At 55.9% G+C, this 16599-nt stretch carries 14 protein-coding genes, 1 pseudogene and 1 riboswitch; of the genes and pseudogenes, 5 read left to right on the top strand and 10 right to left on the bottom strand.

Features of this window, described 5'->3' with window-relative positions; genetic code table 11:
* The first annotated feature begins 337 nt into the window (after window positions 1-337).
* Both araC and Electrica_RS21215 read left to right on the top strand, forming a co-directional pair.
* The gene (gene araC / locus Electrica_RS21220; protein ID WP_100682582.1) at window positions 338-1183 is read left to right on the top strand and encodes an arabinose operon transcriptional regulator AraC; all 846 of its coding nucleotides are present in this window, start codon (window positions 338-340) and stop codon (window positions 1181-1183) included.
* Window positions 1184-1502: 319 nt separating this feature from the next.
* Window positions 1503-2267: a DedA family protein gene (locus Electrica_RS21215; RefSeq protein ID WP_100682662.1), complete on the top strand. Its 765-nt coding sequence runs from the start codon at window positions 1503-1505 to the stop codon at window positions 2265-2267.
* On the opposite strand, the gene thiQ is transcribed toward Electrica_RS21215, so the two are convergent.
* The 4 genes from thiQ to sgrR all read right to left on the bottom strand — a co-directional run bounded on the left by thiQ (window position 2254) and on the right by sgrR (window position 7438).
* Window positions 2254-2955: a thiamine ABC transporter ATP-binding protein ThiQ gene (gene thiQ / locus Electrica_RS21210; RefSeq protein ID WP_141965332.1), complete on the bottom strand. Its 702-nt coding sequence runs from the start codon at window positions 2953-2955 to the stop codon at window positions 2254-2256. The genes Electrica_RS21215 and thiQ overlap by 14 nt on opposite strands.
* Window positions 2939-4549 (bottom strand): thiamine/thiamine pyrophosphate ABC transporter permease ThiP, encoded by a 1611-nt coding sequence (thiP, locus tag Electrica_RS21205; RefSeq protein ID WP_141965331.1) that lies wholly within the window; start codon window positions 4547-4549, stop codon window positions 2939-2941. Before thiP ends, thiQ begins: the two co-directional genes overlap by 17 nt.
* Window positions 4525-5508, bottom strand: a complete 984-nt coding sequence (gene thiB, locus Electrica_RS21200) for a thiamine ABC transporter substrate binding subunit (protein ID WP_141965330.1) — start codon at window positions 5506-5508, stop codon at window positions 4525-4527. Before thiB ends, thiP begins: the two co-directional genes overlap by 25 nt.
* A gap of 32 nt (window positions 5509-5540) precedes the next feature.
* Window positions 5541-5723: riboswitch (TPP riboswitch) on the bottom strand.
* Window positions 5724-5782: 59 nt separating this feature from the next.
* A complete protein-coding gene (gene sgrR, locus Electrica_RS21195) occupies window positions 5783-7438 on the bottom strand; it encodes an HTH-type transcriptional regulator SgrR (RefSeq protein ID WP_141965329.1) in 1656 nt (551 codons plus the stop codon).
* 87 nt (window positions 7439-7525) lie between these two features.
* On the opposite strand from sgrR, the pseudogene Electrica_RS21190 reads away from it, so the two are divergent.
* Together Electrica_RS21190 and Electrica_RS21185 are read left to right on the top strand one after the other, a co-directional pair.
* A pseudogene (locus Electrica_RS21190) lies at window positions 7526-7676 on the top strand (glucose uptake inhibitor SgrT).
* A 190-nt stretch (window positions 7677-7866) separates the two neighbouring features.
* The gene (locus tag Electrica_RS21185; RefSeq protein WP_100682577.1) at window positions 7867-9048 is read left to right on the top strand and encodes a sugar efflux transporter; all 1182 of its coding nucleotides are present in this window, start codon (window positions 7867-7869) and stop codon (window positions 9046-9048) included.
* A 40-nt stretch (window positions 9049-9088) separates the two neighbouring features.
* Here the strand turns inward: Electrica_RS21185 and aroD are convergent, their stop codons facing one another.
* The 6 genes from aroD to leuL all read right to left on the bottom strand — a co-directional run bounded on the left by aroD (window position 9089) and on the right by leuL (window position 14819).
* The gene (aroD, locus tag Electrica_RS21180; RefSeq protein WP_141965327.1) at window positions 9089-9844 is read right to left on the bottom strand and encodes a type I 3-dehydroquinate dehydratase; all 756 of its coding nucleotides are present in this window, start codon (window positions 9842-9844) and stop codon (window positions 9089-9091) included.
* 110 nt (window positions 9845-9954) lie between these two features.
* Complete coding sequence (gene leuD, locus Electrica_RS21175) at window positions 9955-10560, bottom strand: 3-isopropylmalate dehydratase small subunit (protein ID WP_131049227.1); 606 nt, start codon at window positions 10558-10560, stop codon at window positions 9955-9957.
* A 10-nt stretch (window positions 10561-10570) separates the two neighbouring features.
* The gene (gene leuC, locus Electrica_RS21170) at window positions 10571-11971 is read right to left on the bottom strand and encodes a 3-isopropylmalate dehydratase large subunit (protein ID WP_131049228.1); all 1401 of its coding nucleotides are present in this window, start codon (window positions 11969-11971) and stop codon (window positions 10571-10573) included.
* Between the two features lie 2 nt (window positions 11972-11973).
* Complete coding sequence (gene leuB / locus Electrica_RS21165) at window positions 11974-13065, bottom strand: 3-isopropylmalate dehydrogenase (RefSeq protein WP_141965326.1); 1092 nt, start codon at window positions 13063-13065, stop codon at window positions 11974-11976.
* Complete coding sequence (gene leuA / locus Electrica_RS21160) at window positions 13065-14636, bottom strand: 2-isopropylmalate synthase (protein ID WP_131049230.1); 1572 nt, start codon at window positions 14634-14636, stop codon at window positions 13065-13067. The genes leuB and leuA overlap by 1 nt, the downstream gene beginning before the upstream one ends.
* Window positions 14637-14732: 96 nt before the next feature.
* Entirely contained in the window at window positions 14733-14819 is an 87-nt protein-coding gene (gene leuL, locus Electrica_RS21155; RefSeq protein WP_049267590.1) for a leu operon leader peptide, read from the bottom strand.
* 608 nt (window positions 14820-15427) lie between these two features.
* Here leuL and leuO point away from each other — a divergent pair.
* A complete protein-coding gene (gene leuO, locus Electrica_RS21150) occupies window positions 15428-16393 on the top strand; it encodes a transcriptional regulator LeuO (protein ID WP_407081266.1) in 966 nt (321 codons plus the stop codon).
* Window positions 16394-16599: the final 206 nt, after the last annotated feature.

The raw sequence follows: 16599 nt of genomic DNA, 5'->3' as shown, positions 1-16599 counted from the left end.
GCTGTTACTCCATGCAGAAAACCATTCATGGTGAAACAGTAGATATTCACGACAAAAACCGTCAGGCTGTATTCGCTAATCTTATGGATTATTTTGCTATAACATCGCAAAGTGTGACGCTGTGCAAATATTCAATGTGGACTTTCCTGCCGTATTTATAGACACTTCTGTTATGCGACAAAAGTGCTTTAATTGTGCGTCACCATCGATTTTTGCTGTGACGAGGCGGGTTTTAATCGAAATTTTAACCGACGTCCCAGTACGGCGAGCTGCGTTGGCAGTACAATGTTGAATATGGACAATTGGTTTCCATAATATCTCCAGGAGAGCTGAGCCTATGGCTGAAACACAAAACGATCCGCTGCTGCCGGGCTACTCGTTTAATGCCCATCTGGTGACGGGGCTGACGCCGATTGATGCCGATGGCTATCTGGATTTCTTTATTGACCGTCCGCTTGGAATGAAGGGGTATATTCTGAACCTGACGGTGCGTGGTGAAGGGGTGATTAACAATCACGATGAGCAGTTTATTTGCCGACCGGGTGATATTCTGCTCTTTCCGCCGGGAGAAATTCATCACTATGGCCGCCATCCCGACGCCCGCGAATGGTATCACCAGTGGGTCTACTTCCGGCCGCGCGCGTACTGGCATGAATGGCTGAACTGGCCGACTATCTTCGCTCAGACCGGTTTTTTCCGTCCTGATGAGCCGTGGCAGGCGCGTTTTTGTGAGCTGTTTGGGCAGATCGTTGAAGCCGGCCAGGGAGCCGGACGTTATTCGGAGCTGCTGGCGATCAATTTGCTGGAACAACTGCTGCTGCGGCGCATGGAGGCGATCAATGAGTCGCTGCATCCGCCGCTGGATAATCGCGTGCGCGATGCCTGCCAGTACATCAGCGATCACCTGGCGGACAGCCATTTCGATATCGCCAGCGTCGCCCAGCATGTCTGCCTGTCGCCTTCGCGCCTGTCCCATCTGTTCCGTCAGCAGCTGGGCATCAGCGTGCTGGGGTGGCGGGAGGACCAGCGCATCAGCCAGGCGAAGCTGCTGCTCAGCACCACGCGTATGCCTATCGCCACGGTAGGGCGCAACGTCGGGTTCGAAGACCAGCTCTACTTTTCGCGGGTATTTAAGAAATGCACCGGGGCCAGTCCCAGTGAATTTCGTGCAGGGTGTGAATAAAACGTAAAGAAAACGAAATGTTGCGCCGGGAAATTGTCACAACCAGTAAACTAAACCCTAACTAATTCGAGTTGCAGGACAAGAGGCAAAGCCGAATTGAACAGCGCTTGCGCTGGCCCCGAAGGGGTGAGGCCATAGGCCGAATCACGCGGCAACGCAGAGAATCCCAGGCGCTTACTCAAGTCAGTGACTGGGGTGAGCGAGTGCAGCCAATGCTCATGCAACTTGAAGTATGACGGGTCTATTCGGACAATTGATGGCTTGACGAAAGCGCGACGGCTCCGGAGAATCCGTGCTTCGTTTTGAAACCGGGCACATTATGCAAGCATTGCTGGAACATTTTATCACCCAGTCCACGGCCTATTCCCTGATAGCCGTGATGCTGGTCGCCTTCCTTGAATCGCTGGCGCTGGTGGGGCTGATATTGCCGGGAACGGTGATGATGGCCGGGCTGGGGGCGTTGATTGGCAGCGGAGACGTCAATTTCTGGCAGGCGTGGCTGGCGGGGATTATCGGCTGTTTACTCGGCGACTGGATCTCTTTCTGGCTCGGCTGGCGGTTTAAAAAACCGCTGCATCGCTGGTCTTTTTTGAAGAAAAACAAAGCCCTGCTGGATAAAACCGAGCATGCGCTGCATCAGCACAGCATGATCACGATTCTTATTGGCCGCTTTGTCGGTCCGACGCGGCCGCTGGTGCCGATGGTCGCCGGCATGCTCGACCTTCCGCTGGCGAAGTTTATTCTGCCCAATATTATCGGTTGCCTGCTGTGGCCGCCGCTGTACTTCTTACCCGGTATTCTGGCTGGCGCGGCGATTGATATCCCCACGGATGAGAATAGCGCCAGCTTTAAGTGGCTGCTGCTGGCCGCCGCGCTGCTGGTTTGGCTGGCCGGCTGGCTGTGCTGGCGCTTGTGGCGCAGCGCGAAAATGCGCGATCGCCTGACGCGACTCTTACCCCGCTCGCGTCTGCTGTGGCTGACGCCGGTGATGGTAGTGCTGGCTGGTGCAGCGCTAACGCTGGTGATTCGCCATCCGCTGATGCCCGTCTATCTCGATATTTTGCACAAGGTTATCGCGCGCTAATGCCTAACAGGTGAGAGGCGCTGCTGTTGCCGCTGAGCAACGTTTCGGTCGCGCCGTCCCAGGCTATCCGCCCGTCGGCCACCACCAGCGAGCGTGGGGCGATGCGGGCGGCATCTTCCACGCTATGTGACACCATCAGCAGCGTTAGATTTTGACGCTGACAGACATCGCTCACCAGCGTCAGCATCTCCTGGCGCAGCGCGGGGTCGAGTGCGGAAAACGGCTCGTCCAGCAGCAGGACCGGCTGTTCCCGGACCAGGCAGCGCGCCAGCGCCGCGCGTTGACGCTGGCCGCCGGAAAGCTCGCCCGGCAATCTGTCCAGCAGTGAATTGATCCCCATTTGCCCGGCAATCTCCTGCAGGCTGGCGACCTGCGCCGGGTTAAGCTTCAGCCCCGGATGCATCCCGAGACCGATGTTCTGGCGCACGGTAAGATGATGAAAGAGATTGTTTTCCTGAAACAGCATCGACACCGGTCGGCGGGCCGGCGGCGTCGTGGTATGCGGCTGGCCGTTAATCAGAATTGTGCCGCTTACCGGCGGTAGAAAGCCGGCGATCAGATTGAGCAGCGTGCTTTTGCCCGCGCCGCTTGGGCCGAGCACGGCGAGGCGTTCACCCTGCTGGACGGAGAGCGTGAAGCGCATCGGCAGATGCTGGTAAAGCCAGGTCACATCATTCAGTTTTAACATCACGTCCCGGAAGTTTCTCAATCACCGTAAAGAGTAAAAAGCACAGCAGCAGCAGCAGCAGGGCGGTGACGGCACCGTCCTGGCTACGATAAGAGCCAATTTGCTGGTACAGATAGAACGGCAGCGTGCGGAATTGTTCGTTACCGAACAGCGCCACGGCGCCAAAATCGCCGATGGACAGGACGCAGGCAAACGCCAGCGCCTGGGCCAGCGGACGCTTTAATGCGCGCAGCTCCACCACCCGCAGGCGGGTAAAACCGCTCATGCCCAAAGAGTGACAGAGCATAGCGTAGCGTACGGCAATATCGCGCATCGGGTTTTCCAGCACCTTCAGCGCATAGGGAATGGCCATCAGCGCATTGGTGAAGATCACGATACCGTCGGCGGAAGCCGGAAGTCCAATGCTGTTATTGAGCAGTAAAAAGAAGCCGGTCGCCAGCACGATTCCCGGCATCGCCAGGATCAGCATGCCGCTGAGCTCCAGCGTCTGACCCGCCAGCGGGCGGTTGCGAAGACGCAGTTCGCGGCTGCTCCACAGCAGCATCATGGTTAACATGACGCTGAGCAGACCGGCGGAAATCGCGATGCGTAACGAGGTGCCGAATGCCTGCCACAGCGCGGGCTGCGCCAGCACGCTGAGCAGGTTGTGATTCAGACCATCGGCGACGACCGCCAGCAGCGGGGGCAGCAGCAACAGCAGCATGAGAGCAATCAGCACGGTATCGGCCAGACGACTGTGCAGGCGATCGTCCGGATCGCGCCAGCCGTGAACCTGGGTGGTACCGATAGCGACGGCCTTGCTCAGGCGCTGGGCGAGAAGCACCAGCCCGAGACAGCAGACCATCTGGATCAGCGCCAGCATCGCCGCACGCGCCGGGTCATAATCAAAGTTCAGCGCCTGGTAGATAGCCAGCTCAATCGTGGTGGCCCGCGGGCCGCCGCCGAGCGACAGCACGGTCGCGAAGCTGGCGAAGCAGAGCATAAAGATCAGTGCCGCGACGGGGGGAATTTGCCGCCGTAGCCAGGGCCACTCCACCAGACGGAAAAAGGGGTAGCCGCGCATGCCCAACTGGGCGGCTATCTGGCGCTGCTCTCCGGGGATATTCTCCAGCGCCTGCAGCAGCATCCGGGTGGCCATCGGCATATTGAAAAAAACGTGCGCCAGCAGGATGCCTTGCAGGCCATACGGCGAGAAATCCCACTGCCAGCCGACGGCGTTAAACAGTGTCGCCAGCCAGCCCTGACGGCCATAGACGCTGAGAATGCCAAAGACCGCCACCAGTACCGGCAGAATCAGCGTCATGGCGCACAGGCGCAGCAGAAGCGTGCGCCCCGGGAAGCGGCGACGATACAGGGCGCGGGCGAGAAAAATCGCCGGTACGACGGAGAAGAGCGCGGAGAGAAACGCCTGCCAGAAAGAGAAACGGATAACGTGCCACAGATAGCTGTCGCTGAAAATCGAGCGCCACGCCGCCTCCGGCGCACTACCCCAGAGCGCCAGAAACGCGGCCAGTGCGACGGCGACCAGCAGCGCGGCGGCCGTCAGACCCGGCGCCAGCCAGCCGATATTTAGCGGCTGACGGCGCGTTGCCATGCATTAATCCAGTTCTGACGTTCTGCGGCGACCTGCTGCGGAGTATATTCCAGCGTGGTCTGCGGTTTCGGCAATGCGGCAAAACCCGCGGGTAGCGCAACCTGGGTGACCGGATACATCCAGTTGCCGGTCGGGATGGCATTCTGGAAGGCCGGAGACAGCATAAACGTGAGGAATTTCTCCGCCAGCTCCGGTTGTTTGCTGGCGGCGGTACGCGCGGCGACTTCTACCTGCAGATAGTGGCCTTCGGCGAAATTAGCGGCCGCGTACTGGTCTTTTTTCTCTTCAATGATGTGGTAGGCCGGCGAGGTGGTGTAGCTAAGAACCAGATCGCTTTCCCCTTTCAGGAACAGACCGTAGGCCTCGCTCCAGCCTTTGGTGACGGTGACGGTTTTCGCCGCCAGTTTTTGCCACGCTTCCGGCGACTTCTCGCCATACACTTTTTGCATCCACAGCAGCAGCCCCAGGCCCGGGGTACTGGTGCGGGGATCTTCGTAGATCACGCGCCATTTTTGAGTGCTTTCCACTAGTTCTTTCAGGCTTTTCGGCGGGTTTTTCAGCTTGTTTTTGTCGTAGACAAAGGCGAAATAGCCGTAATCAAACGGCACAAACGTGTCGTTATCCCAGCCGCCCGGTACCGTGACAGCGCTGGCCGGTACCTGGCTTTTAGCGAACAGTTTGCTCTGCGTAGCCGCTTCCAGCAGGTTGTTGTCCAGCCCGAGCACCACATCGGCTTTGCTATTCTTGCCTTCCATCCGCAGACGATTAAGCAACGAAACGCCATCTTCCAGCGCCACGAACTTCAGTTCACAGTTGCAGTCGGCTTCAAAGGCTTTTTTCACGACCGGTCCAGGGCCCCAGTCTGCCGCAAAGGAGTCATAGGTGTAGACGGTGAGTACAGGTTTAGCAAACGCGGGAACGGCGACCAGCGCCAACAGCGGGAGTAATTTTTTCAACACTTTGCACCTCATAACCAAGGGGGGGCAAAGGATTTTGAGTGGGCCTCAAATCCCTTCGCCGGCGTTATCCGGATCAGGTTCGACGGGTATTTTCTCAGCTTATACACTTCATCCTTCGCGCTGCCTCTGCGTTAGCATCGCGTGTCCACCCGCTTGCTGCTTTGATGCAACCCGAATGAGATGGTGTACGTATATCAGCACCCCGTTGAGAACGGCGTTAGTGTAATGATTTTGTGAACTGACGGAAAGCGCTTCAGCGCCTGCCGGACTGCTATCAGGGATCCGGCGGCGCAAACCACGCCGATTTGAAATCAAACCAGCCCAACGTATTCATTCTCACGCCACGCATACTGCGCTGCCCCTGGATAATCAGCCAGTGGTGGATCAGCGGCACGATAGTTTGATTGGCCAACAGCTGCTGGCTCCAGGTGGCCGGGTTTAGCTCGCCTGCGTGCCAGCGACGGGCATCCTGTTCCCAGTCGACGGGAATACAATGTCGTATCAGCGGGACTTCATACAACCAGGCAAACAGAGAAAAATCAATCGGTAGGGTAAAGTTAGCGCTGTTCAACCAGATATCGCTGACCACCTCGCCACGGTGCCACTCTTCGTACTCCAGCTCCTGAATCTGCAGTTTGACCTGATGCTCCGCCAGCAGCGTCGCCATGATCCCGCCCATCACGCGGTGTTCGACGTGATCCCGATAATAGGTGAGGGTGACGGACTCCAGCCCCGGGGGTTTTTCACAGGCATGACTGCGGGCGTGGTGCCAGCGGGGCAACAGACCATAGGCCGGGAACCAGTTGCCCTGGTACTGTTCACCGGCGTGATAAAGCAGATTGGCGGGCTGTAACAGATAGCTGAGCCACTGGCGAACCGCGAGGTTGCTGCCCAGAGGACTGCGGGCATCAAACAGCAGATAGTAGCACCCTTCCTCCAGCCGACTCTCAATCGCTTTCTCACTTTGCGTGGTTCCCTGTAGCGTCAGGCCGCCGTTGGGCTCTTCGCTAATCTCAGGCAGGACCCAGACGTTAACTTCATCAATTAACGCCCGGTAGCCGAAATAATCGTCAAAAGCGTGGATCTTCAGCTGATTTTGATTGTTGCGAACCACCGCGTAAGGCCCGGTACCTACCGGCATCGCGGAGAAATTCTCCATCGACTGCCATTCGCGCGGCAAGATGACAGCCGACACCTGACCGAGCAGCCACGGTAGCCAGCGATCGGGCTGCGTCAGATGAATATCCAGCGTCCAGGCGGTGGGGGAGACAATACGTTCAATGTGTGAGTACAGCGGCAGGGCGTTGCTGCGCTGCAACGAGGCAATCACATCCTCCATATCCAGCTCTCTGCCGTGGTGAAAATGAATACCGGGGCGGAGGAAAAAGCGCCAGTGGGTGGGGGAGAGCTGCTGCCAGTGGTGCGCAATATCGGCTTCCAGTTCCCCGTTTTCCTCATTTACCCGCGTTAAGGCGCTGAAAATTTGCCTGGCGATATGATTTTCCGAGCGGCGCAGCGCGCTGCCGGGGAGCAGGTTTTTCATCGGCCGGTAGTAGAGTACGCGCAGAATATGCCGCCCCTGGCGAAAGCTACGGCCCAGATGCGAGACCAGCATCTGACGAACGGCGGCTTTGTCGCCCACCAGCTGGACCAGTTGATCGATTCGATCCTGTTCCAGCAGATCCTCGGCCCGCTGCTGCTGCAGCGCCAGGCCGGTATACAGGAAAGCCAGCGTTGAGCGCTTGCCGCGCCCGGCTTCCGCTTCCCAGGTTAACCAGCCGCGCTCTTCCATCATATTCAGCAGCGTGCGCATGTGGCGGCGGGAACAGCAGAGCATCTCCGCCAGCTCGTTGAGGGTTGTCTCCTGCGATTTACCTTCGCAGCACTGCCATAAACGGATGAACTGTTGTTGCAGACGAGCAGAAGACATAAAAGGGGAACTCCTGATGAAAACTCAGCAATTTATTAATCCCTATATTAGGCCAATAATGCATTCCGATGAAGCAAGGAGGTGAATATGCTGAGGTCTACAGCGAAACAGTTCGACCAACGTGACTTTTCTGCGACGCAGGACGCGTCATGGCTGGCCCGCCTGATGACAGGGAGACAGCAGAAGATTCCTGGCGAACTGATGCACTGGGGAGTGACATCAGACCTCTGATCATTGACTTGCCCACATCATGTGTGACTGAGTATTGGTGTGTACCGATCGTCTTTCAGACCCCAGGCCAGTTGGCTGAGCTATAACGTTGCGGTCGCCAGCCTGTCGCCTGAAATCGATAGAGTATAAAATCACCCGCCAGCAGATGACTTCTGCTGGCTTTTTTCGTTTTCTTAGCGTGCTTTTAAGGACATGACATGCTCTGGTTGATGACGATGGGACGGCGGCTTAACGGGGTTTACGCGGCGTTTATGCTGGTCGCTTTTATGATGGGGATTGCGGGCGCGCTGCAGGCGCCAACCCTCAGCCTGTTCCTCAGCCGCGAGGTGGGCGCACAGCCCTTCTGGGTTGGCCTGTTTTATACCGTTAACGCGATCGCCGGTATTCTGGTTAGCCTGGCGCTGGCGAAACGATCCGATAGCCAGGGGGATCGCCGCCGGCTGATCATGTTCTGCTGCCTGATGGCGGTGGGCAATGCGCTGCTGTTTGCTTTTAACCGTCACTACTTAACGTTGATCACCTGCGGCGTGATGCTGGCGTCGATTGCCAATGCCGCGATGCCGCAGCTGTTCGCCCTCGCGCGGGAATATGCCGATAGCTCGGCGCGAGAAGTGGTGATGTTCAGCTCGGTGATGCGTGCGCAGCTGTCGCTGGCGTGGGTGATCGGCCCGCCGCTGGCCTTTATGCTGGCGCTGAACTATGGCTTCACCACCATGTTCTCGATTGCGGCCGGTATTTTCGTCATTAGCCTGGCGTTAATTGCCGTTAAGCTGCCGTCGGTTGCCCGGGTAGAGCAGCCTGTGGAAGCGGAGGGCGTGGTGCAGACCGGCGGCTGGCAAGATAAAAACGTGCGTATGCTGTTTATCGCGTCGACGCTGATGTGGACCTGTAACACCATGTATATCATCGATATGCCGCTGTGGATCAGTAGCGATCTGGGTTTGCCGGATAGTCTGGCCGGGATCCTGATGGGGACGGCGGCCGGGCTGGAAATCCCGGCGATGATCCTGGCGGGGTATTACGTCAGGCGCTGGGGCAAACGCAAAATGATGGTCGCCGCGGTGGCTGCCGGCGTGCTGTTCTATCTGGGGCTGATCGTATTTCACGATCGCAGCGCGCTGCTGGCGCTGCAGCTGTTTAACGCCATTTTTATCGGTATTGTCGCCGGGATTGGCATGCTGTGGTTCCAGGATTTGATGCCTGGACGAGCCGGGGCGGCCACCACGCTGTTTACCAACAGTATTTCCACCGGGGTGATTCTCGCCGGCGTGCTGCAGGGGGCGCTGTCGCAAAACTACGGCCACGCCAGCGTGTATTGGGTCATTGCTGCCATCTCGCTGCTGACGCTGTTTTTGACCAGCAAAGTCAAAGATATTTAGCCAGGCGCCGCACCGCAGATTACTGCGATGCGGCGGGCTTTCAGGACAGAATATTCATCATTTCCCGCAGCTGACGCACGGCAATTTGTCCGGGTGCCGATGCCTGACCCACGCTGCCAAACGTCATCGCTGAGCCGAACAGGCGTCCGGTGACCCGGCTGATGCCGCCCGGTTTGCCCATCGACATCGTGATTAACGGGCGGGTGGCGTACTGTTCTTTCATCACCAGAGTGGCAGACAGTAACGTCAGCACGTCGTGCGGCGACTGAGGCATGACCGCGATTTTCGGCAGATCGGCACCCAGATCCTGCATCCGACGTAGCCGGGCGATGATCTCTTCCTGCGCCGGCGTTTTGTGGAAATCATGATTGCTCATAATCACCTTCACCCCGGCGGCATGAGCTTCATCGATCAACGCCCGGATCGACGCTTCGTCATTGAAGAGCTCAATATCAATGATGTCCACCAGCCCGCTGGTGACGGCCAGGCGGTTGAGGGCGAAGTACGCGTCATCGGCAAGTTCCGTTTCACCCCCCTCTTTGTAGCTGCGAAAGGTGAACAGCAGCGGCATATCGGCGAGCAGCCGGCGAATCTCCGTCAGCGCCAGCAGGACCTGTTGTTGTTCATGGACGCGGATAAAGTGGTCGACGCGCCATTCGATAAGATCGGCTCCGGCCTCCGCCAGGGTATGGGCATGGGTTTGCAGCTCATCGAGCGTCTGGCCGATCAGCGGCACGCAAATTAACGTGGCGCCTTCCTGAAAGGTGATGTTTTTAATGGTGACAGCTGTCGTCATGTGAGGGTCCATCGGTCAGGGCCGGGTGGGGGTATTTGTGGTCATCACCCGCGCGAAAAAGCTAAAAAAATGCCCGGTCACAGGACCGGGCTCGGGTATCAACGGCGTGCTTAGTTCATAAAGGCCGGCAGTTGGTTTTCGTAGGCTGAAATCGCCTCTTCGTGCTGCAACGTCAGGCCGATGCTATCAAGTCCGTTGAGCATACAGTGGCGGCGGAAGGCATCGATTTTAAAGCTGTAGGTTTTGTCGCCCGCTTTCACCACTTCGGATTCCAGATCCACTTCGAACGTTATGCCCGGATTCGCCTGAACCAGACTGAACATCTCGTCGACCTGTTCATCGCTCAGCGTCACCGGCAGCAGCTGGTTGTTAAAGCTGTTGCCGTAAAAGATATCGGCGAAGCTGGGGGCGATGACCACTTTAAAACCGTAATCGGTCAATGCCCACGGCGCATGCTCACGGGAGGAGCCGCAGCCGAAGTTTTCCCGCGCCAGCAGGATCGATGCGCCTTTATACTCCGGGAAGTTCAGCACGAATTCCGGATTCGGCTGCTGTCCCTGATCATCAAGAAAACGCCAGTCGTTGAACAGATGCGCGCCAAAACCGGTGCGCGTGACTTTCTGCAGGAACTGCTTAGGAATGATCGCATCGGTATCGACGTTTGCGGCATCCAGCGGAACCACCAGGCCCGTATGTTGGGTAAATTTCTCTGCCATGATGGTCTCCTTATTTGATGTCGCGGATATCGGCGAAATGGCCGGTCACGGCTGCCGCAGCGGCCATAGCCGGGCTGACTAAGTGAGTACGTCCGCCGCGGCCCTGACGGCCTTCAAAGTTACGGTTGCTGGTTGATGCGCAGCGTTCGCCAGGATTCAGGCGATCGTTGTTCATGGCCAGGCACATAGAGCAGCCCGGCAGTCGCCATTCAAAACCAGCTTCGATAAAGATCTTATCCAGCCCTTCAGCTTCCGCCTGAGCTTTCACCGGGCCAGAACCCGGGACCACTAATGCCTGCACGCCCGGTGCGACTTTGCGGCCTTTCGCGACTTTGGCCGCGGCGCGCAAATCTTCAATACGCGAGTTGGTACAGGAGCCGATGAACACCTTATCGATAGCTACGTCGGTTAACGGGATACCTGGCTTCAGGCCCATATAGGCCAGCGCTTTTTCTGCGCTCGCTCGCTCTACCGGATCGGCGAAAGAGGCCGGGTCGGGGATCCTCTCGTTAACGGAGATGACCTGGCCCGGGTTCGTGCCCCAGGTCACCTGCGGGGCAATCTCTTCAGCCTGCAGGGTTACGACGGTATCGAAGGCCGCGTCAGCGTCGGTTTTCAGGGTTTTCCAGTAGGCAACGGCAGCGTCGAAGTCCTGGCCTTTTGGCGCATGCAAACGGCCCTGCACATAGTTAAACGTGGTTTCATCCGGCGCAACCAGGCCTGCTTTCGCGCCCATTTCGATGGCCATATTGCACAGCGTCATACGACCTTCCATGCTCAGATCGCGAATGGCTTCACCGCAGAACTCCACTACGTGGCCGGTGCCGCCGGCGCTACCGGTTTTGCCAATGATGGCCAGCACGATATCTTTGGCGGTGATGCCCGGCGCCGCTTTGCCCTTCACTTCAATCTTCATGGTTTTGGCACGGCCCTGCTTCAGGGTCTGAGTCGCCAGGACGTGCTCAACTTCGGAGGTGCCGATGCCAAAAGCCAGTGCGCCAAAGGCGCCGTGAGTCGCGGTGTGAGAATCGCCGCAGACGATGGTCATTCCCGGCAGAGTGACGCCCTGTTCCGGCCCCATCACGTGGACGATCCCTTGATACGGGTGATTCAGATCGTACAGCTCAACGCCGAACTCTTTGCAGTTTTTGATCAGTTCCTGCATCTGAATGCGCGCCATTTCGCCGGACGCGTTGATATCTTTCGTCTGGGTGGAAACGTTATGGTCCATGGTGGCGAAGGTTTTACCCGGCTGACGAACCTGACGGTTGTGCGCGCGCAGGCCGTCAAAGGCCTGCGGGGAGGTCACTTCATGCACCAGATGACGGTCGATGTACAGCAGCGGGGTTTCATTTTGCGCTTCATAAACAACATGCGCATCAAACAACTTCTCGTATAAGGTCTTCGCCATGATTACACCCCTTCAGCGACATAGCGGGCAATGATATCGCCCATTTCATCGGTACTGACCGCCGCCGTACCACGCGCTAAATCGCCGGTACGTACGCCTTCTTCTAATGCACGGTTGATAGCATTCTCAATCGCTGTTGCCGCGTCATCGGCATTCAGGCTGTAGCGCAGCAGCAGCGCCAGAGAGAGGATCTGCGCGATAGGGTTGGCGATATTCTTGCCCGCGATATCCGGGGCTGAGCCGCCTGCCGGTTCATACAGACCAAAACCTTGTTCATTGAGGCTGGCCGACGGCAGCATGCCCATTGAACCGGTGATCATGGCGCATTCGTCAGACAGGATGTCGCCGAACAGGTTGGAGCACAGCAGAACGTCGAACTGGGACGGGTCTTTAATCAACTGCATCGTGGCGTTGTCGATGTACATGTGCGCCAGCTCAACGTCCGGGTATTCTTTGGCAATCTCGTTGACCACTTCGCGCCACAGAATAGATGACTGCAGAACGTTCGCTTTATCAATAGAAGTCACTTTATTACGTCGTTTACGTGCGGACTGGAACGCAATATGCGCGATGCGCTCGATTTCAAAGCGATGATAGACCTCGGTATCAAACGCTTTCTCGTGTTGACCGCTGCCTTCGCGGCCTTTCGGCTGGCCGAAGTAGATGCCGCCGGTTAATTCGCGGACGCACAGAATGTCGAAGCCGTTGGCGGCGATATCCGCGCGCAGCGGGCAAAACTCTTCCAGCCCCTGGTACAGCTTCGCCGGACGCAGGTTGCTGAACAGTTTGAAATGTTTACGCAGCGGCAGCAGCGCGCCGCGCTCCGGCTGACCAGCCGGCGGCAGATGTTCCCATTTCGGGCCGCCTACGGAGCCGAACAGGATCGCATCGGCCTGCTCGCAACCTTCTACGGTCGCCTGCGGCAGCGGGGTACCCTGACGGTCGATAGCGATGCCGCCGACGTCATACTGACTGGTGGTAATGCGCATATCAAAACGGTGACGAACGGCTTCCAGTACTTTCATCGCCTGGTTCATGACTTCCGGGCCAATGCCATCACCTGGCAAAACAGCAATATGGTAATTCTTCGACATTACACGGTTTCCTTCTTGTTCTCGTTATTTTGAGCTTTGCGTTGCAATTCTTTTTCGACTTCTGCTGCGCGCCAGATATTGTTCAGCACGTGAACCATGGCTTTCGCGGAGGATTCAACAATATCCGTCGCCAGACCGACGCCGTGGAAGCGACGACCATTGTAGGTCACGACGATATCTACCTGACCCAGCGCGTCTTTGCCCTGACCTTTGGCGTTCAGGTCATATTTGACCAGCTCAACGTCATAGCCGGTGATGCGGTTGATTGCCTGGTAAATAGCGTCGACCGGGCCGTTGCCGTTTGCGGCTTCCGCTTTGGTCTCTTCACCGCAGACCAGTTTTACGGAGGCGGTGGCGATATCGCTGGAGCCTGACTGGACGCTGAAGTAATCCAGACGGAAATGTTCCGGCTCTTCCTGCTGCTTGTTGATGAACGCCAGCGCTTCCAGATCGTAATCAAAGACCTGGCCTTTTTTGTCTGCCAGCTTCAGGAATGCGTCGTAGAGGTGATCCATGTTGTAGTCGGTATCTTTGTAGCCCATCTCTTCCATGCGGTGTTTCACTGCCGCACGGCCGGAGCGGGAGGTCAGGTTCAACTGCACCTGATTCAGACCGATGGATTCCGGCGTCATAATTTCGTAGTTTTCGCGATTCTTCAGCACGCCGTCCTGATGGATACCGGAAGAGTGGGCGAAGGCGCCGGTGCCGACGATGGCTTTGTTAGCCGGAATAGGCATATTGCAAATCTGGCTGACGGTCTGGCTGGTACGCCAGATTTCATTGTGATTAATGCCGGTACGGACATTCATAATGTCTTTGCGCACCTTGATGGCCATAATCACCTCTTCCAGCGAACAGTTGCCCGCACGCTCGCCAATACCGTTCATGGCGCCTTCAACCTGGCGCGCGCCGGCGTGGACCGCGGCGATCGCATTACCCACGGCCAGACCTAAATCGTCATGGGTGTGCACAGAGATGATAGCTTTGTCGATATTCGGGACACGATCGTACAGGCCGGTAATGATACTGGAGAACTCGAACGGCATGGTGTAGCCGACGGTGTCCGGGATATTAATCGTCGTGGCGCCGGCGCTGATAGCGGCTTCGACGACGCGCGCCAGATCGGCGATCGGCGTACGACCCGCATCTTCACAGGAGAATTCGACGTCGTCGGTATAGTTGCGTGCGCGTTTGATCATATAGATGGCGCGCTCAATGACCTCATCCAGGGTGCTACGCAGCTTGGTGGCGATGTGCATCGGCGAGGTGGCGATAAAGGTGTGAATACGGAATGCTTCGGCGACTTTTAAGGATTCTGCCGCCACATCAATGTCTTTTTCGACGCAACGAGCCAGGGCGCAGACGCGGCTGTTTTTGATGGTACGCGCGATGGTTTGTACGGACTCAAAGTCGCCAGGAGATGAGACCGGGAAACCGACTTCCATCACATCAACGCCCATCCGTTCGAGGGCCATCGCAATCTGCAGCTTCTCTTTCACGCTCAGGCTGGCCTGTAACGCTTGCTCTCCGTCACGTAAGGTCGTATCGAAAATAATGACTTGCTGGCTCATGGTATAGATCCTTAATCGGTGTCCTGGGCGCCTTGCTGACGAGCATAAAAAAACCCGCGCAATGGCGCGGGTTTACTAGTCTTGCTGGAAGATGACTTAACGCTGAACGTCGCCCAACAGCCTACCGCGCATAGTGGATGCGTTTAGTAGTAGTAGGCCGGTGAAACGAGTGGTGCGAATCATTAGGTCATGCTCCAGATGAAATCGATATGCTTTTAGAGTTACTGGATACGCGTTTTGATGTCAACCCCTGGCAAGGAAAAACCCTCTGTTTGCTACCGGAAGGCATTAGCTAATTATGCTGGTTAACGCGCATTTTTGCCGACGATAGTATCAGGGGGCAGGCTGTCAGGAAAAAATTTTAAACGAGTCGCAGCGAGGCTGTTTCAGGCCGGAGTGAAGAAACGTGGATAGAGGGAAGCGCGTATTGTAATGAAACCGGTAAATTTATGGGTTCTGTGAATGTTTTGGTGTGGAAGCCAGGGAGTCATCAATGATAGCCCGATGTCAGTCTAAGGCAGAGAGTAAATTCATATTTTAATCCTGCTTAAATTAACATTCATCATGAGGATGTTGTTTGTTTTTTCTAATTATGAGTACACTTAACATTATCAAGTAATCGATATGATTTAAGTGAATTAGGAATTTTCCCGATAATTTGACCGGGTTGGCGTTACTTATAATTTTGATAAATTCCTAAAATGCGTTCCTGCCCTTTTGTAAATGACATATGTATGGTAAATGATATTTCCTGTATTGATTACCGCATTTTTAAAAGGGAATTAAACGCGATGGTGGAGCCGGGTATGATAATTGAAAATGCTGAGATGACACTCCCCTCCGGCGAGGATGTCAGCAAACCTCAGCTCAGAACGGTCGATCTTAATCTGCTTACCGTTTTTGATGCGGTAATGCAGGAGCAAAATATAACGCGGGCGGCGCATTCTCTGGGGATGTCTCAGCCTGCGGTGAGTAATGCCGTAGCGCGGCTGAAAGTGATGTTTAATGATGAGCTGTTTGTCCGTTATGGCCGGGGTATTCAGCCGACGGCTCGCGCATTTCAGCTATTTGGCTCAGTACGCCAGGCATTGCAACTGGTGCAAAATGAGCTACCGGGAGCCGGTTTTGAACCAATACACAGCGAGCGCATATTTAATCTCTGCATCTGTAGCCCGTTAGATAACTATCTTACTTCGATTATATTTAACAAAGTTAACGAAGTGGCGCCGAATATTCATTTAATTTTTAAAGCATCGCTTAATCAAAACACCGAACATCAATTACGTTATCAAGAAATAGAGTTTGTGGTTGGTTATGAGGAGTTTCGCCGCCCCGAGTTTGCCTGTGTGCCCTTGTTTAAAGATGAAATGATATTAGTGGCCAGCAGTAGACACCCGCGTATTTCCGGGCCAGTGATGGAAGCGGATATTTATCGTGAAGAACATGCGGTTGTGGCTTTGGATCGCTATGCTTCGTTCAGCCTGCCCTGGTATAGCTCTGTCAATAAGCAGACGCAAATTGCGTATCAAGGGAATGCCATGGTCAGCGTACTCAATGTGGTATCGCAAACTCACATGGTCGCCATTGCCCCGCGCTGGCTGGCGAGCGAGTATGCAGAAAGGCTGAACCTGCAATTATTGCCGTTACCGCTAAAAGTAAATAGCCGTACCTGCTATCTTTCCTGGCATGAGGCTGCCGGAAAAGACCGCGGTCATCAGTGGATGGAAGAGCTGCTGGTACGTATTTGCCAGCGCTAAATATAGCGCTATCCGGGCGGGAGCGGTCGCTCTCGCTTTATGTGATCAAAACCACAAAATATAGGATTTTATCCTGTTTGCCGCCCCCGGCCAGCGCGTGCGGCAAGTGAAAAATGGATGAATTCCTGTCATCAGACAGTTTATCCGAGTAATTTCAGCGCTCGCTTCTTATTTATGAAGCTTTCAACTACGTTTCATAGAAAATT

It is taken from the genome of Klebsiella electrica (assembly GCF_006711645.1).
Lineage (GTDB): Bacteria > Pseudomonadota > Gammaproteobacteria > Enterobacterales > Enterobacteriaceae > Klebsiella > Klebsiella electrica.
This window is presented reverse-complemented; position numbering and strand designations above follow the sequence as displayed.